Annotated in this window: 15 protein-coding genes and 1 pseudogene; 8 read left to right on the forward strand and 8 right to left on the reverse strand. The window is 68.8% G+C overall.

Annotated elements, in window-relative coordinates; genetic code table 11:
- Positions 1 to 70: 70 nt before the first annotated feature.
- Together IE318_RS41980 and IE318_RS41985 are read right to left on the reverse strand one after the other, a co-directional pair.
- The gene (locus IE318_RS41980; protein WP_189908121.1) at positions 71 to 463 is read right to left on the reverse strand and encodes a VOC family protein; all 393 of its coding nucleotides are present in this window, start codon (positions 461 to 463) and stop codon (positions 71 to 73) included.
- Complete coding sequence (locus IE318_RS41985) at positions 460 to 753, reverse strand: ArsR/SmtB family transcription factor (RefSeq protein WP_030185504.1); 294 nt, start codon at positions 751 to 753, stop codon at positions 460 to 462. The genes IE318_RS41980 and IE318_RS41985 overlap by 4 nt, the downstream gene beginning before the upstream one ends.
- Positions 754 to 1545: 792 nt before the next feature.
- On the opposite strand from IE318_RS41985, the gene IE318_RS41990 reads away from it, so the two are divergent.
- The 4 genes from IE318_RS41990 to IE318_RS42005 all read left to right on the forward strand — a co-directional run bounded on the left by IE318_RS41990 (position 1546) and on the right by IE318_RS42005 (position 6718).
- On the forward strand, positions 1546 to 2448 hold the full coding sequence (locus IE318_RS41990) for an ATP-grasp domain-containing protein (protein WP_189908122.1): 903 nt from the start codon (positions 1546 to 1548) through the stop codon (positions 2446 to 2448).
- A complete protein-coding gene (locus tag IE318_RS41995; protein WP_189908123.1) occupies positions 2445 to 3263 on the forward strand; it encodes an ATP-grasp domain-containing protein in 819 nt (272 codons plus the stop codon). The genes IE318_RS41990 and IE318_RS41995 overlap by 4 nt, the downstream gene beginning before the upstream one ends.
- Before the next feature lie 421 nt (positions 3264 to 3684).
- Positions 3685 to 4569 (forward strand): fructosamine kinase family protein, encoded by an 885-nt coding sequence (locus IE318_RS42000; protein ID WP_229904135.1) that lies wholly within the window; start codon positions 3685 to 3687, stop codon positions 4567 to 4569.
- A gap of 355 nt (positions 4570 to 4924) precedes the next feature.
- A complete protein-coding gene (locus IE318_RS42005; protein ID WP_189908124.1) occupies positions 4925 to 6718 on the forward strand; it encodes a hydroxysqualene dehydroxylase in 1794 nt (597 codons plus the stop codon).
- 255 nt (positions 6719 to 6973) lie between these two features.
- Here the strand turns inward: IE318_RS42005 and IE318_RS42010 are convergent, their stop codons facing one another.
- The 4 genes from IE318_RS42010 to IE318_RS42020 all read right to left on the reverse strand — a co-directional run bounded on the left by IE318_RS42010 (position 6974) and on the right by IE318_RS42020 (position 8972).
- Complete coding sequence (locus tag IE318_RS42010; RefSeq protein WP_189908125.1) at positions 6974 to 7555, reverse strand: GH25 family lysozyme; 582 nt, start codon at positions 7553 to 7555, stop codon at positions 6974 to 6976.
- Between the two features lie 163 nt (positions 7556 to 7718).
- Complete coding sequence (locus IE318_RS46255; RefSeq protein WP_267882739.1) at positions 7719 to 7844, reverse strand: hypothetical protein; 126 nt, start codon at positions 7842 to 7844, stop codon at positions 7719 to 7721.
- A gap of 19 nt (positions 7845 to 7863) precedes the next feature.
- The gene (locus IE318_RS45830; protein ID WP_229904136.1) at positions 7864 to 8427 is read right to left on the reverse strand and encodes a DUF5958 family protein; all 564 of its coding nucleotides are present in this window, start codon (positions 8425 to 8427) and stop codon (positions 7864 to 7866) included.
- Positions 8424 to 8972 (reverse strand): Fic family protein, encoded by a 549-nt coding sequence (locus IE318_RS42020; protein WP_189908126.1) that lies wholly within the window; start codon positions 8970 to 8972, stop codon positions 8424 to 8426. Before IE318_RS42020 ends, IE318_RS45830 begins: the two co-directional genes overlap by 4 nt.
- 634 nt (positions 8973 to 9606) lie before the next feature.
- Here IE318_RS42020 and IE318_RS42025 point away from each other — a divergent pair.
- The 3 genes from IE318_RS42025 to IE318_RS42035 all read left to right on the forward strand — a co-directional run bounded on the left by IE318_RS42025 (position 9607) and on the right by IE318_RS42035 (position 15178).
- Positions 9607 to 13149, forward strand: a complete 3543-nt coding sequence (locus tag IE318_RS42025; RefSeq protein WP_189908127.1) for a ThuA domain-containing protein — start codon at positions 9607 to 9609, stop codon at positions 13147 to 13149.
- An 85-nt stretch (positions 13150 to 13234) separates the two neighbouring features.
- Entirely contained in the window at positions 13235 to 14542 is a 1308-nt protein-coding gene (locus IE318_RS42030) for a sugar phosphate isomerase/epimerase family protein (protein WP_189908128.1), read from the forward strand.
- Between the two features lie 147 nt (positions 14543 to 14689).
- Positions 14690 to 15178 (forward strand): GNAT family N-acetyltransferase, encoded by a 489-nt coding sequence (locus IE318_RS42035; protein ID WP_189908129.1) that lies wholly within the window; start codon positions 14690 to 14692, stop codon positions 15176 to 15178.
- Between the two features lie 109 nt (positions 15179 to 15287).
- Here the strand turns inward: IE318_RS42035 and IE318_RS42040 are convergent.
- Positions 15288 to 16183 (reverse strand): annotated as a pseudogene (locus IE318_RS42040) (LysR family transcriptional regulator).
- Positions 16184 to 16468: 285 nt separating this feature from the next.
- Between IE318_RS42040 and IE318_RS42045 the strand changes: the two are divergent.
- Positions 16469 to 17695 (forward strand): MFS transporter, encoded by a 1227-nt coding sequence (locus IE318_RS42045; RefSeq protein WP_189908130.1) that lies wholly within the window; start codon positions 16469 to 16471, stop codon positions 17693 to 17695.
- A gap of 91 nt (positions 17696 to 17786) precedes the next feature.
- Here the strand turns inward: IE318_RS42045 and IE318_RS42050 are convergent, their stop codons facing one another.
- Positions 17787 to 18167, reverse strand: a complete 381-nt coding sequence (locus IE318_RS42050) for a dienelactone hydrolase family protein (protein WP_373311440.1) — start codon at positions 18165 to 18167, stop codon at positions 17787 to 17789.
- Between the last annotated feature and the right edge of the window lie 18 nt (positions 18168 to 18185).

Genomic DNA, 18185 nt, shown 5'->3' on the forward strand with positions numbered 1-18185 from the left:
ACCGACCCCACACCGGCATCAGCGGCCAAACACCAGCCAGCCGCGTCACCAACCTGTCCGGCCAGCACACCTAGGCGTTGTGGTGGACGATCTGGATGAGGTTGCCGCAGGTGTCGTCGAAGACGGCCGTGGTGACCGGGCCCATGTTGGCCGGCTCCTGCGTGAAGACGACGCCCTTCTCGCGGAGGCGGGCGGTCTCCTCGTGTACGTCCTTGACCTCGAAGGAGGTGGCCGGGATGCCGTCCTTGACCAGCGCCTCCTTGTAGGGCGGGACGGCGGGGTGGCCGGACGGCTCCAGGAGCAGCTCGGCGCCCTCCGGGTTCTCGGGCGAGACGACGGTCAGCCAGCGGGCGCCGCCGCCGAGCGGGATGTCGTTCTTCTTCACGAAGCCCAGCACTTCGGTGTAGAAGCGCTCGGCCTTGTTCTGGTCGTCGACGAATACGTGGGCGATGTAGATCTTCATTTTCCGGTCTCCGGTTCTTGCGGCTTGAGCCAGCGCGAGACGATCTGTTCGAGCGGTTCGGTGGTGAGGTTGTGGAACTTGTAGCGGCCCTCGCGCCGTGTCGTTACCAGCCCCGCGGCCTCCAGCACGGCGAGGTGCTGACTGACCGCCTGACGTGACAGTCCCAGTCCGTGCTTCATGGAGAGCCGCGCGCAGATTTCGAAGAGGGTCTGGCCGTTCCGCTCCGTCAGCTCGTCGAGGATCGTTCTGCGGGTCGGGTCGGACAGCGCCTTGAAAACATCATCAGGCACACCCCCACCATAGGCAAGCCTCCACTTGCCTATCAAGCCGGGAGAGGGGAGGCGGGTCGCCGGCCGAGCACCGCCCTGGCCGCATGGGCTGGCGCAGTTCCGTGAATCCCACTGTGGAGAGTGCCGGCCGGGCGAAGGAGGCCCGGAGCTCGCCGAAGCCCAGGATGTCCAGCTCGCCGAGCTCACCGCCATCTACGACGGCCGGGGAGTGCCGCGGGAACTCGCGCGGCGGGTCGCCGAGGCGCTGCACGAGGCCGACCCGCCTCAAGGCTCACCTGTGCGACGAGCTGGGCCAGAGCGGGCACACCGCGGCCTGTCCCCTCCACTGCGCGTGGTCCTCGGTGGCGGGCTCGGCATGGCCATCACGGCGGCTGTCGGACGGCTCGCCCACGTCTCCGGTGTCGGAGCACGCCGCGGCCATCGTGGCGGGACTGCCGTCGGGCGCGCCCATCGGTGCGCCGCGTCCATTGGCGGTGACAGGACCCGGCGCAGACGTCTGAACGCGGCCCGCGTCCGTTCGCGCGCCAGGCGGTGAAGACTGGCCCGATCGGAGCTCGGCGTGCATCGGACACATCGGTGCGGTACGGCCGACGTGCACTCGCACACCGTGCAACGACCGCCGAGGCCACCCGTCACAAGAACATCCCAGAACACCGACTACCTTGAGCGGATGCCCTCCAAGGGGGGCTGGTGAAGTGAGAAGCGGGCGCAGGAGATCATGACCTCTCATGTGACAGGCCGTCGGGCCGTGTGCCCGGGCGCACCGGGTTGAGGGGTTGTGGGGTAAGGCCGATGAAACTCTGCTTCTTGGTGGAGGAGCAATACCGTCATGACGGCATGCCCGTCGAGGTGATTCGCCAACTCACCTCCTGGGGACACAGGGTGGACGTTCTGCGCCCCGGCAGCTCGCTGGTGCCCGTGTCCGAGGCGGTGCGCAAGGGCAGCCACGACGCGTGGGTGCTCAAGACGGTGTCGGGTGGCCCCGGACTCACACTGCTGGAGGCGGCCGCAGCCGTCGGGCTCACCACCGTCAACGACGCCCGCGCCATCAGGGGCGTCCGGGACAAGGCGCTGGCCGCTGCGATCGGCCGCAGCCACGGGCTGCCCGTGCCGCTGACCTACGCGGTGGCTCGCTGGGAGACTCTGTCCGAAATACCGGAGGCGGACTATCCGTTGGTCGTCAAGCCGGCCGACGGCAGCTCGGGGCGCGGCGTACACCTCGTGTCGTCGCCGATCCGGCTGAAGGAGATGGGAGCGAAGCTGGCAGGCGAGGGAGTCCTGATCGCCCAGCCGTACGTGCCCAACTCCGGAACTGACCTCAAGGTGTACTGCGTCGGTGGCGAGTTGTACGCGACCGAGCGCTGTTCGCCGCTCCACCCGGGCCGCCCGATCCCCGAACGGCGCGTCGAACTCAGCACGGAGGTGGCGCGGATCGCGGCCGAGGTCGGCGAGGTCTACGGGCTCGACCTGTACGGCGTGGACGTGCTCCTGGGCCCTGACGGTCCGGTGGTCGTGGACGTCAACGACTTTCCGAGCTTTCGCCGGGTCCCCGACGCGCCGGCCCGGGTGGCGAGGGCCGTCCTGAAACTGGCACGCGACGGAGGTGCGGCGCCGCCACCGGCCGCCGTCGTGACGTCTTTGCACGCCGCACGGACTCCGGCACAGATGCCGGCGGCCGTCGGAGAGACCCTATGAGGGTCGGTCTCATCACACCGCGGCCCGACCATCCACTGCTGGCCGCCACAGCCGCTCTTCTGACACCCCGCCACACCATCGACTGGATCGACCCCGCTGACGCGACGGGCCCGCGCATCCCCGACACGCCGGCCGACGTCTACCTCCTCAAGGCGCGTACGGCGCCCGCCCTCGCCCTGGCCAGAGCGCTGGAGGAACGCGGCGCTCGCGTCGTGAACTCGTACTCTGCCACAGCGATGTGCCAGGACAGGACCCTCATGGCGGAACGGGCGGTGTCCGCAGGGCTGCCGTTCGTGGACAACAGAACCGTCGCGAAGCTCCGGCACCTCGCCGCCGAGCCCGAACTCTGTTATCCGCTGGTGGTGAAGAGCCGCCACAGCAGACGTGGTGACCTGGTCGCACGGATCGACGACGCAGGACGGCTCCATGACCTGTGCGGCCAGTGGGGCGACGAGCCGGTGGTCGTACAGCCTTACACCGCCAACGACGGCTGGGACCGCAAACTCTGGGTGATAGGCCGTCAGGTGTTCGCGGCGCTGCGACGCTCCGAGCTGGCCGACGGCCGCCCTCTTGCCAAGCGAGTGACCGTGTCGCTGCCGCTCCATGAACTCCCCGAGGAATGGCTGGAGATGGGGAGAGGGATCGGCCCGCTCTTCGGGCTCGAGGTGTACGGGGTCGACCTGATCGACGCCGGCGGAAACACACCGCGGATCGTGGACGTCAACGCCTTTCCCGGGGTCCGCGGCCAGGCGGGCGCCCCCGAGGCACTGACGGCACTCGCACTGCGGACCGCGGAGGAGAAGGGGGGAGGGTGAGCCGGGCCGTCTGTCATCGTGGCGGGATACGAACGCGTGGCGGCGCCGGGTCTCGGCCCTCCAAGCGGGGCGGGGCGGCAGGCATCGCTGATCCTGCCGGCCGGCAGGGCCGTCACGACGTGGGCGACCCCCGCGCGGGCGCTCCAGCCGGGCGCGCGGCGTAGAACCGGCGTGTCCGGAGCGCGGCAGCCTGATCGGCGCGGCCGACCCTGAGACCGCCCGAACCTGCTGCCGACCGACCGCGGCTACGGCCACGACAAGTACCGCGTCCTCGGATGTGCCGTCATCCGCCGGCGACGCCTGAACGCGCCCCGCTCTGTGCCGGCCGAGGTGGCTGGTGCAGGATCTTGAGGCCGGACCCGGCCTCGGGGAGGCACCCCATAACTGCCATGATGCGTGACCACCACAGAGGAGCACAGCCGTGACAGACCCGATGTCCTTCCTGCTCCAACGCCTGCACGCGGCCGGCGTGACCGACGTCCTCGCGGTCGAACCGGCCACTGGAGGCCTCGCCGCGACCGCGGGGCTCGCGCGCCGCGGTGACGGCACGTCGGTGTTCGTCAAGGCGTTCGGCGAGCCGCCGTCGGGCGACGCCTTCGCCGCGGAGGCTGAAGGGCTCACCGTGCTGCGCGAGGCGGGCGGCATCGCCACGCCCGAGATCATATTCGCGGACCGCGACCTGCTCGTGCTGTCCGTGCTGCAGCCCCGGCCGGGCACCGGCGCCTTCTGGGAGCAGCTCGCGCATGCGCTCGCCCACCTGCACACCACCACGCGGTACCCCCGATTCGGGTGGCACCGGGACAACTGGCTGGGCCGCCGTCGGCAGGTCAACACCTGGGACGACGACGGATTCGAGTTCTTCGCCCAGCACCGTCTGCTGCGCTGGCTGGGCGAGCCTCGCGTCGAGGAGGCGCTGGACGCCGCGGACCGGGCGGCGCTGGAGCGGCTGTGCGACCGGCTGCCCGAGCTGCTGCCGGTCAGGCCCGCGTGCCTGACGCACGGCGACCTGTGGGCGCTGAACGTCATGGCCACCCCCGACGGGCGGCCCGCGCTGATCGACCCGGCCGTGTCGTACACGTGGGCCGAGGTCGACCTGGCCCACCTGTGGACGACGGCGCCGCCGCCCGAGGCGCACGTGTTCTTCGAGTTGTACGCCGAGCTGACCGGGCTCGACCGCGACTGGCGCGAGCGCATGCCGATCCTCCAGCTACGCCAGCACCTGGCCGTGATCGCCCAGTTCGACCCCGACTGGGGTGCCGCCGACCTCGTCCGCGCCACGCTCGCTCCGTTCCGCCGGCAGCCCTGACTCAGCTGAGTCGAGGGCGCATCTGGATGGGAGTCCCAAAACGCGATGCCGCGCTGGAAGACCTCTCATGCTGCTCGGCTTCGTACCGCTCGCGGGCCTCGTTCACGGCACGCTGCCGGCTGCGGGGGGACACCTCGTGCTCACGGGCCGGCGGCGCGGCCGGCCCGCGGCTGTATGGACGGCGGCTGCGGGCCGTCCATCCGCCCCGAGGGGAAGGCGGGTGCCGTTCCGGCCTGTAGGCCGAGGGTGGAGATCGGTTTCGTCCTGGACGAATCCTGCACCTTTGTGAGGATGCCGTGGGCGACCGAACGGCGACCTGTCGCCGCGTCCCCGCTCTGCCTACCCTCCCGTATCCATGACAACAGAACACCAGGGAACAACCCGCAGACGCTTCCTGACGGGGGCCGGTGGCGCGGTGGGCGCTCTCGCGTTACGGCCGGGGGCCGCCGCTGCCGCAACCCCCACCGGCAAGCGCGTCGCCGTCCTCGGCGGCGGCGTCTCCGGACTCAGCGCCGCCCAGGAACTGGCCGAACGCGGCTACACCGTCACCGTCTACGAGTACTACGACGTCCTCGGCGGCAAGGCCCGCTCGATGGACGTCCCCCACACCGGCACGGGCGGCCGCAGACCCCTGCCCGGCGAACACGGCTTCCGCTTCTTCCCGGGCTTCTACCGGAACCTGCCGGACACCATGCGCCGCATCCCCTTCCCCGGCAACGCCAACGGCGTCCACGACAACCTCCGCAGCGGCACCGAGGCGCTCTTCGCCCGCGAGGCGGGCCGCCCGGACCTCCACTTCCCCCTCAGGCGGGTCACCACCCCGCCCGCGCCCGGCGACATCACCCCGTCCTGGATCCGCGACCAGATCCTCTCCGTCCTCGACCTGGGCAGCCGGCTGCCCGCGAACGAGGCCGCCTACTTCGCCGACCGTGTCCTCGTCCACCTCACCAGCTGCGACGCACGCCGCGAGGACCAGTGGGAGAAGACCTCCTGGTGGGAGTTCATCCGCGCCGAGCGGATGAGCGAGGAGTACCGCACGCTCCTCGGGATCGGACAGACCCGCAACCTCGTCGCCACCCGCGCCCAGATCGCCTCCACCCGTACCGTCGGCCGCGTCATCATCGAGGCGCTGCTGCTGTGGGGTCTGCTCGGCCGCGGCATGGACGGCGACGCGGACATCGACCGCGTGCTCAACGCACCCACGAGCGAGGCGTGGATCGACCCCTGGTCCGCGCACCTGCGCTCCCTGGGCGTCCGGTTCGAGCTCGGCACGCAAGTGCGGGAGGTGCTGTACGCGGGCGGGCGCGTCACCGGCGTGAGGGTCTCCGCCCGTGACGGGAGCGACGAACGCACCGTCACCGCAGACCACTACGTCTGCGCCATGCCCGTCGAGCACGCCCGGCGCACCTGGGGTACCGCCCTGCGCGCGGCCGACCCGCAACTCGCCCGGTGCGACGCGTTGCAGACGGACTGGATGACCGGTGTGCAGTTCTACCTCGGCACGCCGACTCCCGTCGTCCACGGGCACATCAACTGCCTCGACTCACCCTGGTCGGTGACGGCCATCGGGCAGGCGCAGTTCTGGGACGTACGGAACTTCTCGAACGACTACGGCGACGGACGCGCCCACGACTGCCTGTCCGCGATCGTCTCGGAGTGGGACCGGCCGGGGATCCTGTACGGCAAGACGGCCCGTGAGTGCACGCGTGAGGAGATCGTCGAGGAGTGCTGGGCGCAACTGAAGGACGCCCTGAACGACTCCGGCAAGACGACGCTCACGGACACCGACCGGCTCGGCTGGTTCATGGACCCGGCCGTGACAGGGCTCGGCGGTCCCGATCCGCAGAACCGAGAACCGCTCCTGATCCATCCCACGGGGACGCTCTACAACCGCCCGTCGGCGAAGACCGCCGTACCGAACCTCTTCCTCGCCGGCGACTACGTCCGCACCGACGTGGACCTGGCGACGATGGAAGGCGCCAACGAGTCGGCGCGACGGGCCGTCAACGCGCTGCTCGACCAGGACGGCTCAAACGCCGAACGGTGCCGGATCTGGGAGCTGTACCGCCCTCAGGAACTGGAACCCCTCAAACGCATCGACGAGGTGCGCTACCGGCTCGGCCTGCCCAATACCTTCGACCTGGGTTGAGGAGGACGGCCGCTGCCGCCGAACGGCAGCGGCCCGGCCGGCGGCACCCCCGAGCTGCTGATGACCGAGTGCGAGGAGCCGCTCCACCAGATCGGCGACTCCGGCACCCCGATCATGCGAAGCCGAGTATCGCCGACCGGGTTGCCGCCGACGATCATGACGTCTTGCCTGCCGCAGCGAAGCCTTCCTACGGGTCAGGAACGGCGTTCGCAGGTGGGCGGGGCGGAGCCAGGCCGCCCCGCCCGATAGCGGAATTCAGTTCTGCACGCCGTTGATGCCGCCGGCGAAGGCGACCAGCTCGGCCTTTGAGGCGAAGTTGCCCACGTTGGTGTCCAGCGGCCTGTCGGTGTACTGATGGAACATCCAATCGGACTGGATGTTGGGCTTGCCCGCTGCCACGCCGTACTCGGCGATCCAGAGGAAATCACCAGCATTGCCGGTGGTGTCCCGGTGACGCCAGAAGTCCCGGTTGCAGTACAGCCCGATCTTGTGGTTGGAGCCGCGCAGCCGCTTGACCTCTGCGATAAAGGAATCCTTCTCTGCACAGGTCGCCGAGGTGCCGTCCGAGTTCGACTCCCAGTCGACGACCAGCAGATCGTACTCGATGCTCGCGGAGCCCTCTGCGAAGTGGGCCGCCTGCTCCTTAATGTGCCCCGAGTGCAGGAAGTGGTAGAAGCCGACGACCAGATCCGCGGCGCGGGCGTGCGCGGTCTGCTCCTTCTGCTTGGGGTTCACGTAGGAACGACCCTCAGTACCCTTGATGAACGCGAAACTGGTGCCTTTAGTTGGGAAGTTCGCGTCCTGGAAGGCGGATACGTCGTAACCTTTGATCGTCACGGTGGTCCTCCGATGCGTTGATCCGGAGGGAGAACCATGGGACGGCCGCGCGGACAACGTCGCGCCCTGTCCGAGGGGGCAACCGTCGACGACTCCGGCGTCCCCGACGCCGCGCCTTGGAGCCCAGGCGGGTGGTCGACCGCGGACGGGCTATGGTCCGGATTCACTCGGCGAGCGCGACCGGGGCCACGGGCTGCTCGTCCGCGTCGGCGGGTCTGCCCGGACCGGTGATCTCCACGGCCAGATACCAGGCGTCCGCGCGCCAGTCCGGCCCGGTGCGGTCCTCCACGCTCTCTTTCCACGATCTGTCAGGTGGCCGGATCGCGCAACTCGAGCTCGGAGTTGGCCGACGCCGCAGCGTCCGCGCGGATCGACGGCCGGCGTTTCGCACGGGTGACCTGGCGGGTCGGCAGGTGGACCCGCAGGACGTCCTCGTGCCTGTGCGGGACCAGTGCCGCGAGCCGCTTGAGCGCGGCGACCACCGGGCGGTCCTCGCCGGGCTGCTCCGCCACGAACTCCAGGACTCGCTCGCGGCGCCGTGCATCGGCGATCGCAAGTACCGCGATCAGCAGCCGAGACCCCATGCGGCGCTCGTCAAGAGGGGCGAGGCCGGCGATCTTCCCCAGTTGCTGGTCGATCCGGCCGCGTGTGATCAGCACCGCAGGTGTATGCGTCGGGCGCAGTCCGGCACGGCGGACGCTCCCCGGTCCGTCCTCGATGACAGCGCGAGCTCGGACGCAGTGATGGCGAAGGAGCCGCAGAGTCTCGGACTGCTCCTCCGGGCCGAGACCGTCGAACCACTCGATGCCCTGTGATGTCGGGCGGCGCAGTCCCTGGGCGAGTTCGTTGTGTATGACGTCGCGTCCGGTCATGAGTGGCTCCTGTTGGACAGGCGGCGGTCCGCCGCGGTGATCAGGATTCCGAGCAGAACCGCCAGATCGGCCGCGCCTTCGGCGTCGTCGGCCCAGCGGGTTGCCTGCAGTGGGCGCACCTGGCCGAGCGGGGCGCCTTCGCGGCCCAAGACAAAGGCCAGCGCCAGCATGGCTGCCCGGGCGTTTCCGTCCTCGAACGGATGGAAGAAGAGGACATCGAGGTGGGCCCGGGCGGCGCGCGAAGGGAGAGGCAGGTCCGGGCTGGTGCTTTCGGCGAGGCAGTGCTCGAACCGTGCGTGCGTGTCGGGCGTGAGGCCGTAGAGCTCTCGTCCACCCTTCGCGAAGGCCGGCATTGTGCGGAAGACGACGGCGTCGCGGTGTAGCACGGTCCGCTGCCAGTTCGCGATGAGGGAGAAGGCCGGCTGAGAGCCCTGCTTCGCGTCGGCGAGAGCCCGGTCGAGAGCGGTCAGAACCCGCGCGGTCCCTTCGGCGTCTCGGCGGCCGCGTGTCGCGGTGAAAAAGTCCCGGAAGCCGTCCAGACTCATCGGTCTCCGCCGACGCTCCGGGCGAGCCGCGAACTCACCGCCTCGACCCCCGCAGCGTCTGGGGCGATCCAACTGCCAAACCGGCCACCGACTGCGCTCTCCACGATCTCCCGGGCTCTCTCAGCACCACGCGCCGACGACTCCTACGTCGGCGTCCCCTCCCCTATGCGGAGTCCACGGTGCTCGTACCTCGCGGAGCAGCAACGAGACCGGCACCCTCCCACGGGTCCGTGGCACGAGCTTGAGGGCCACTACGTCGGTGATGTGCCGCCGGAGATCGGCGGCTGGGCAACGGCTTCCTCTCGTCGGCAGCGGACTTTGGCTTCATTCAGCAGAAGTTGGACCCCTTTACTGGAAACTTGCGCGTAACAGACTCTTTCTTTGTCGGATTCGCGGCTATACGATCCGCGCAGGAGTTTGGACCGAGCCAGTCGCTCACCAGTGATCCCGGTGGGCGCTGATGCGCAGCTCGGCGTAGTGCACGCACCTGTCGCCGCCCCGTCCCACCCGCACCTCAGCGACCGATCACCTGTCCGACGTTTCTTCTGGGCATACCAGCGCATACCGCACCCTTCCCGGCCGAGCCGTCTCCGCATGACGGCCCGTTGGCCTGGCGTACTCCTGAGGAGGTTCCATGCGCATAGCCTTTCGCCGCCGCCTCACCGTGTTCGGCGCGCTGCTCGCACTCCTGGGCAGCATGCTCATCGGTTTGGCGTCGGCGTCCGTCCCGGCCGCGGCGGCCCCACCGGACGCCGCAGTGCCGGAGAGCTCCGGCAACCAATACAGAGTCCTGGTCTTCACGAAATCCACGGAGGCGCACCCGTCGGTGACCAACGCCGGTGTGGACGCCATAAGACAGCTGGGCGATCAGCTCAGGTTCGCGGTTCAAGTGACCGACGACTCCCGCAAGTTCGACGAGGAGCACCTCAAGCAGTACCGCGCCGTCGTCTTCCTCAACACCAGCGGCGACGTGCTCACCACCGCCCAGCAGGACGCCTTCGAGGCGTACTACCGCGCGGGCGGCGGCCTCGTCGCCGTCGGCTCGGCGATCGAAGCCCAGCCCGACTGGAAATTCCTGTCCGACGTCCTCGGCACCCGCGCATCCGGCCGGACCGACGTGCAGCCCGGCACCATCAAGGTCGCAGACCGCGTCCACGAGGCGTCGAAGAACCTGCCCGAGTACTGGACCCGTTCCGACGCCTGGTACAACTTCAAGTCCAATGTGCGTGGCAAGAGCCACGTCTTGGCCACCGTCGTCGAGGACACCTTCAAGAAGCAGCCGTCGGGTGAGACGCTCACCGGCATCAGCGGCGGCACGATGGGGGCCGACCACCCGGTCACCTGGTGCAAGGACTTTGAGGGTGGCCGCTCCTTCTACACCGCGCTCGGCAACACCGCAGCCGGCTTCCGTGAGGGCGACCTGCGCTCGCACCTCGGTGGCGCGATCAAGTGGGCGGCCGGGCAGGCCGATCCGGTGTACTCCGACTGCGGCGCGACGGTACTGTCCAACTACCAGCAGACGGCCGTAGCGGCCCCGCCGAACCTGGGCGAGCCGATCGGCTTCGACGTCCTTCCCGACGGCCGAGCCATCCAGACCGACCGCCGCGGCAGCGTCAGGCTGCACGACCCCAAGTCGAACACGACCACTGTGCTGGCCCAGATCCCGGTCTACCAGAACAGCGAAGACGGCATGTACGGACCGGGTATTGACAACGACTTCAAGACCAACCACTGGGTCTACCTCTACTACGCGCCTCCCACCGTGAAGGACGTGAAGCTGTCGACGGGTGAGGTCGTCACGCAGACGACTCCGACGGCGGACGCGCCGACCACCGGTGACTCGCCGGCCGTCTGGGATCCCTGGGTCGGGTACTTCCAGCTGTCCCGTTTCAAGTTCGTCGATGCCGCCGGGGACACGCCGGCGCACCTCGACGTCGCCTCCGAGCAGCAGATCATGCGGGTTCCGGTCAACCGCGGCGCCTGCTGCCATGTCGCGGGCGACATCGACTTCGACAAGCACAACAACCTGTGGATGGTCACCGGCGACGACACCCCGGCCGGCGGCGGCAACTCCGGGGGCTTCGCTCCTTTCAACGACATGCTGACCACCACCGGAAAGTACAACGCCCCGTTCGTCGACGCTCGCCGCTCGGCGCAGAACACCAATGACCTGCGCGGCAAGCTCCTGCGTATCTCGGTCAAGGACGGCGACATCGCGACCGGCGACCAGAACAAGTTCGGCGGCGCCTACACGGTGCCCTCGGGCAACCTCTTCCCGGTCGGCAAGGACAAGACCCGTCCGGAGATCTACGGGATGGGCTTCCGCAACCCGTTCCGGGTCCAGGTCGACGAGAACGACGTCGCCTACATCACCGACTACTCGCCCGACTCGCAGACCCCGCAGAACTTCCGCGGGCCGGCTGGGACCGGCCGAGTGGAGATCGTGCGCAAGCCGGCGAACTACGGCTGGCCGATGTGCGTGAAGCAGGACCTGCCGTACTACCGCTGGGACTTCAACACCTCCACCCCGCTGGACAGTCCCGCGCAGCCGTTCGAGTGCAACAACCCCGAGCACGGGCCACAGAACAACTCCAGGTGGAACCTCGACGGCGGACCCAGCGTCGAGCCCGGCCTCGAGTACGGACCGCCGATCACCAACCCGGACATCTGGTACTCGTACACACCCGAGAACCGGGCGGACAACCCGATCGGTACGCCGTGCCTCGCCTACTACAACGGCTCCGGCGCCACCACCTGCCCGCGGCTGTTCCCCGAGCTGGGCACCGGCGGTGTCGGCCCGCAGGGCGCGGCCAAGTACCACTTCGACCCGGACAACCCGGATCAGACGAAGCTGCCGCCGTACTACGACAACGCGGTCTTCATGGGCGAGTTCACCCGGGACACCCTGAAGGAGGTCCGCCTGGACTCGAAGGGCCGAGTGTTCAAGATCAACGACGTGCTCGACTGTGCCGGCCTCAATGCCAAGCGGGTCCCGGACACGAGCAAGCCGTTCGAGTGCGACAACCCGATGGACATGCAGTTCGACGGGGGCGGTCACTTCTACCTGCTCGGCTACGGAGACGGCTTCTTCAACAGCAACGCCGACGCCGGCCTGTACCGGTGGGACTACGTCAAGGGCAAGCGCGCACCGATCCCGGTGCTCGCGGCGACGCCGACGAACGGCTCCGCTCCGCTGAACGTGCAGTTCTCCAGCGCGGGTTCGCGGGATCCCGACGCGGGCGACTCGATCCGGTTCGAGTGGGACTTCAACGGTGACGGAACCGTCGACTCGATCGACCCCGACCCGCAGTACACCTACACGACGCCGGGACAGTACACCGCGAAGCTGACGGTGCTCGACTCCAGCGGCAAGTCCGCCTCGGCGAACACGACCATCACGGTCGGCAACACCGCGCCCACCGTGACCGTCAACACGCCGGTCGACGGCGGCCTGTTCTCCTTCGGGGAGAGCATCCCGTTCTCGGTGACGGTCACCGATCCCGAGGACGGGACGATCGACTGCAGCAAGGTCGAGGTGACGTTCGTCCTCGGCCACGACACCCACGGCCACGCCGAACAGAGCGCCCACGGCTGCACGGGTGTGCTGGCGACCGATGCCAACGACGTGTCCCACGGGGGCAACGTGTTCGGTGTCATCAGCGCCTCGTACACCGATAAGGGCGGAGCCGGCGGCGTTCCGGCGCTGACGACGGTCGCTCAGAACCAGATCCGGCAGAAGCGCCAGGAGGCCGAGGTCTCCCTGGAGGAGTCCGGAACCAACGTCGCCACGACGAACGACCCGGACGGCGGCAGCCAGCACCGCGGCAGCCTCGGCAACGGCGACTGGATCGGCCTGAACGGACCGTTCAACCTGCGCGCCATCGACTCGCTGACGTTCCGGGTGGCGAGCACGTCGACGCAGGTGCCGGCGGGCAGCCCGATGGCCGCCGTCGAGGTCCACCTCGACTCCGTCGGCGGGCCGGTTCTCACCACGGCGAATCTCACGTCGACCGGTGGCACGGCGACCTGGGAGAGCCAGAAGTTCCCGATCACGGACCCGGGCGGCAAGCACAAGATCTACCTCGTGTTCCGGTCGGTCACGGGCGGCCAGACCGGCGGCAACCTGTTCAACCTCAACTGGGCCGAGTTCGGCGGACAAGGAGTGAGCGCTTCCTAGCACCACCCCGCGGCCGGGGGCGCCGTGCGATCACCACGGCGCCCCGGCCCTGATCTGGTTCAGCCACTTCGAAAGAGGGACCACGATGGCCTTCGACAGCAAGTTCAACCGGCGCCGGTTCATGGTCGGCGCGGGCGCGGCGGTGGCCGCGGCCTTCAGCCCGATCGGCCCCGCATCCGTGTTCACGCCGGCCCAGGCAAGCGCGGCCGACGGGCGGCTCATCCCGGGCGGCAAGCTGGGCACGATCGCCTACAGCCAGCGCGACGTGCCCACGCGGGTCGGCATCGCGGCGAGCGCGCGGCTCGGCGTCTCACCGACCATGGGCCGCCTGGGCGGACCGAACTTCCCGCAGGACCCGACCGATCTCGGCCCGCTCGTGCCGCTGCCCGGCGGCTGGGTGGAACTGTTCGAGTTCCTGGCGAACTGCGGCTTCAAACAGATCGAGTTCGCCGGCTACGGCCAGAACGCCGCGAACCCCGGCGGCGACGTGCCCAACCCGGCGCCGGGCGGCGTCACCACACCGCAGTCGCGGGCGGCGTACCTGGCGTACGCGCGTACGCTGCGCGGCTTCCTCGACGCGTACGGTCTGGAGGCGATCGGCAACCACGGTTTCATCCCGAACACGTGGAACGGCCCGAACAGCCCCGGCGGCGCCATGTCCGCGCAGGACTACGAGCGGCTCCAGACCGAGCTCGAATTCGCGGCGATCCTCGGCACGCCGTTCATGGGCACCGGCAGCGACCCGACGAACGCGGGCAACCGCAACATCGAGCCGTGGACTGTCGCCGGCGAGAAATGGGAGGCGCTGAACACGATCAGCCAGCAGTGGGGCATCCACCTGTACACCCACAACCACTCGCCGGCGTACAACTTCCTGCAGGACGGTCCCATGGTCACCGTGACCGAGGACCGCGTGACAGGCAGACCGATCCCGCCCACGCAGGTGCGGGGAGAGTCGGGCAAGCGCCTCATGCAGCACTACCTCGACGTCACCGACCCGGCCCTGTGCGTCATCGAGATGGACGTGTACTGGGCGCACGTCGCCCAGCACCAGTGGCGGTGGCGCTACGACTGGGAGGGCAACCGCGTCGAGGACATCTTCGACCCGGCCGCCCAGGTCGCCAAGCAGCCGCAGCGCTACCAGCTGTTCCACGCCAAGGACGGCGACGCCACCGGCGAGGCACCCGGCGTCGGCAACGGCTTCAACTTCATCCCGTTCAGCGACCCCCGCAGCGACATCGACTACACGAACTTCTACAGGAGCGTCGGAGCCAAGGGGCACTACAACTCGAACTACGAGCAGGACAACGCCCCCGGCGGCAGCTCGGATCCGGGCCAGTCCCTGCGCTTCTCCAGGATCAGTGCGGCCGGCATGGCGGCACTGCGCGGCTGACACCTGGCAGCTCTCCTGACCCGCTCGCGTCGCGGCGGCCACGCGCCCCGGTGGCCGCCGCGGCGGGAGCGGGGCGCGTGCCCGCGCGGAAACGGCGTTGCGTCCCATGTGATCGGCGAGGAAGCTGGCTCGCCGGAGGTACTGAAGATGACCGACGTCGTGTTGAGGCTGTCAGTCCGTGACTTGGCGCATGCGGACCTGGCGTCCTGCGGGTGGGCAGGGTCTGACCACCACCTGGCGGACGTCGCCAGGCAGCTGGAACGTGCCCGGATCGGTGAGGTCGACTACCTTGCGGTCTGCCCCGCGACCGACATCCCTGTGGCGAAGGGCGGCATCGACTACCAGGTCAAGGACGGTGTCGGCACTTTGTGGCAGCTGGCAGTCCACCCCGCTCTGCAGTCGTGTGGGATCGGCACGTTCCTTGTCGAAGCCGCGGAACTGCGCGTCAGGAACCGCGGTCTGCGGCAGGCCGAGCTGGCGGTGGAGGAGAACAACCCCCGGGCGCGTGCACTGTACGAACGACTGGGATATGTCGCGTACGACCGTCAGCCGGACGCGTGGGACGAACAAGCCCCTGATGGTTCGCTGCGCCGCTACGAAACGATCTGCACGTTGATGCGGAAGGAACTCGCGTAGGCTCAGTCACCTTCACTGGATATGTGTGACGCGGTACCCGACGATCTTTGCCGGACAATCCTTGAGCATCGCTGACGGCGTGGCCTCCGCGTCGCCGGCCGCGTCGGTCTCACGGGGCGCCGTGCACGTCCGGGATACCGAGGATGCGGAGGAACGCGGTCGCCGCGGGTGTGCGGCTGTCGGCACTCCAGATGATGTATTCGACGCGGGCCGGCGCGTCGATGACCTCGATGGTGGCCACGCCGCTGAGTTGAGCCACGTACGCGGAGGGGAGCAGCGCCACCCCGAGGCCCTGCCCGACCAGCCGGGCCAGGAAGTCTGCGTTGGTCACTTCGAAGGCGACGTCGCGGGTCAGGTCGGCGGCGGAGAAGGCGAGGTCTGACTGGGCGCGACCGGCGGTCTTGGCCGGGAGGTCCACGAACACCTCCGAGGACAGTCTTCGAAGGTCGACCGCTGGTTCAGCGGCGAGGGGTGATCGGGGGCGACGACTGCGACGAGTCGGTCACGGGCGAGTTCCCGGGAGCTGACTCCTTCGGGCCGCACTGTGGTTGGCACCCCCAGGAAGGCCACTTCGATGGCTCCTTCCCTGACCTGCTCGACCAGATCGTCGCTCGCGCCCACACGGAGGCTGATGCGCACCTTCGGATACCGCCGGCGAAACTCCCGCAATGCGCCCGGGATGTCGAGGGCGGCGACGGACGGGATCAGCCCGACGGAGAGCCGCCCGCGGACTTCACCGATGGCAGCAGCGACTTCGATGACCGCCCGCTCGGCGGCCTCCAGGGACTGGCGGGCGGCTGGGAGGAACGCCGCACCGGCCGGCGTCAGCCGCACCCGGCGGGTGGTGCGCTCGAACAGCCTCGCCCCCAACTCCTGCTCCAGACGAGCGATCTGGTGACTGAGGGCGGACTGCACGACCAGACAGCGCTCGGCGGCACGGGTGAAGCTGTTCGTCTCGGCAACGGCGACCACATAGCGCATCTGCTGCAGGTCCATGTGATCCATCGTGTATCAAGATAGATGAGATGACAAACATGTCTTGGACTCATTGATGCCTGCCGGGCCAGAATTTGATTACGTCACGTACGGCGCCGCAGAACGTTTCTGACGGAGCCGGCTACGGCACCCTCCCTGAGGTTTTTCCCGAGTCTTTGCGGGCCGCCCAGAAGCCCCCCATCGGCGAACAGTCCGCAGCGCTCGGGCCGAAGCCCGTCCTGGGCCGAGGCGGAACCCATTCATGACGCCATATGTCACAGACACCTATCGTGAGCAGATCGTTGGAGAGAAGTCATGCCCGTGCAGGAACAAGAACGCTCGCCCTCGGCCTTCAAGGCATGGCTCGGCGTCGCTGCCATCACCGCCAGCTTGTTCGTCTTCCTCACCACCGAACTGATGCCCGTCGGCCTGCTTACTCCGCTGAGTAAGAGCCTTGGCGTCTCAGTTGGTGTCGCCGGCCTCATGGTGACCGCCCAGGGCGTCGCGGCCGGCCTTGGCGTCCCGTTCATCGTGGCCTGGACAAGGCGCGTCAACCGACGTCTTCTTCTGTCCACGCTGCTGGCGGTACTGACCCTGGGAAACCTCATCACCTCGGTCTCGCCGAATTATCCGCTGATTCTTGCGACGCGGCTCTGTATGGGTTTCGCCAGCGGCGTCTTCTGGGCCATCGGCGTGAGCATGGCCATGCGGATCATTCCGGAGCGCCACGCGAGCCGGGCGGCGGCGGTGGTGATGTCCGGTATCTCCATCGCCACGGTTGTGGGCATTCCGCTCGGCACCATCGTCGAAGCCCACACGAACTGGCGGACCACCTTCGCCATCTGGGCCGGCCTCAGCCTGCTGGTGCTTGTGGCGGTCGCGGCGATCGTTCCGTCGCTGCCCTCGGAGAACGCGGTCTCGGTCCGGGAGGTCTTCGGGTTGCCGGTCAGGAACGGGCAGCTTCGTACGGTGCTGCTCATCGTGATCTTCTTCGTGCTCGGCCACTTCGGCGCGTACACGTTCGTGCGCCCCTACCTGGAGGACGAGGCATCCGCCACGTCCACCTTCATCACGGTCGTACTGATCATCTTCGGTGTCGGCGGTGCCGTCGGGAACTTCATCGCCGGATACACCGTGAACAGGAGCCTGCGAGGCACCTTCATCGTCGGGCTCGTGGGGCTCCTGGCGGCCCTGCTGCTGCTTCGTGGCATCGGTGACGGAGAGGCCGGCGCCGTTGTCGCGCTGGTCCTGTGGGGACTCTCCTTCGGCGCCGTGCAGCTGTCCCAGGTCAACATGACCCTCGCCGCCGCGCCCGAGACCTTCGAAGCCGCGATGTCGCTCAACACCATGGCGTACAACACGTGCATCGCGCTCGGTGCGCTGTTCGGTGGACTGTTCGTCGACCACGTGGGTGTCACCAGCGTCATCTGGTTCGGTGTGGTCCTGGCAGCCGCTTCGCTGCTCCTCAGGCTCAGCACCGGCTGGAGGAAGGACATCTCGACGAGCACCGTTTCCGAGGACGACCTGGCCCCCACCGCCTGATGGCTCCATTTTCATGAGGCAGCGGGCCCGCACCCGGGACGGCGCGGGCCCCGCGCTTCTGACCCTCTGGGTGTGTGGCGCAGCACGCCGGCTACAGGTGCGATGCCAACGCGGCGTAGACCTTCTTCCAGGCGTCCGCACCAGCCTGCGGGTCGTAGTCAACCGGGCGGTCCGCGCAGGCGAAGCCGTGTCGGGCGCCCGGGTAGGTCACCAGCTCGTGCGGCACGCCGGCCTCGGTGAGGCGCTGTTCGGCCTGCTGCCACTCTTCGGCCGGGATGATGTGGTCCAGCTCGCCACGAAAGCCCAGCAGGAAGGCGCCGCTCGCGGCGATCCGCTCGCTGGTCTCCAACGGGGGCACCGGGCCGACCAGCGGGAAGCCGCTGTTCAGCAGCCAACCCGGGTAGAAGACGGCAGCCAACTCGAAGCGCAGCTCGGTCGCTGCCCGAACCGCGATGTGCCCGCCCATGCTCAGCCCGAGGAAGGTCGCTGG

Origin of the sequence: Streptomyces spiralis (assembly GCF_014654675.1) — a bacterium.
Taxonomy (GTDB): domain Bacteria; phylum Actinomycetota; class Actinomycetes; order Streptomycetales; family Streptomycetaceae; genus Streptomyces; species Streptomyces spiralis.

Coding starts and splice junctions, on each gene's coding strand:
- IE318_RS41980 (WP_189908121.1), bottom strand. CDS start 463: ATGAAGATCTACATCGCCCACGTATTCGTCGACGACCAGAACAAGGCC.
- IE318_RS41990 (WP_189908122.1), top strand. CDS start 1,546: ATGAAACTCTGCTTCTTGGTGGAGGAGCAATACCGTCATGACGGCATG.
- IE318_RS41995 (WP_189908123.1), top strand. CDS start 2,445: ATGAGGGTCGGTCTCATCACACCGCGGCCCGACCATCCACTGCTGGCC.
- IE318_RS42005 (WP_189908124.1), top strand. CDS start 4,925: ATGACAACAGAACACCAGGGAACAACCCGCAGACGCTTCCTGACGGGG.
- IE318_RS45830 (WP_229904136.1), bottom strand. CDS start 8,427: ATGACCGGACGCGACGTCATACACAACGAACTCGCCCAGGGACTGCGC.
- IE318_RS42020 (WP_189908126.1), bottom strand. CDS start 8,972: ATGAGTCTGGACGGCTTCCGGGACTTTTTCACCGCGACACGCGGCCGC.
- IE318_RS42025 (WP_189908127.1), top strand. CDS start 9,607: ATGCGCATAGCCTTTCGCCGCCGCCTCACCGTGTTCGGCGCGCTGCTC.
- IE318_RS42030 (WP_189908128.1), top strand. CDS start 13,235: ATGGCCTTCGACAGCAAGTTCAACCGGCGCCGGTTCATGGTCGGCGCG.
- IE318_RS42035 (WP_189908129.1), top strand. CDS start 14,690: ATGACCGACGTCGTGTTGAGGCTGTCAGTCCGTGACTTGGCGCATGCG.
- IE318_RS42045 (WP_189908130.1), top strand. CDS start 16,469: ATGCCCGTGCAGGAACAAGAACGCTCGCCCTCGGCCTTCAAGGCATGG.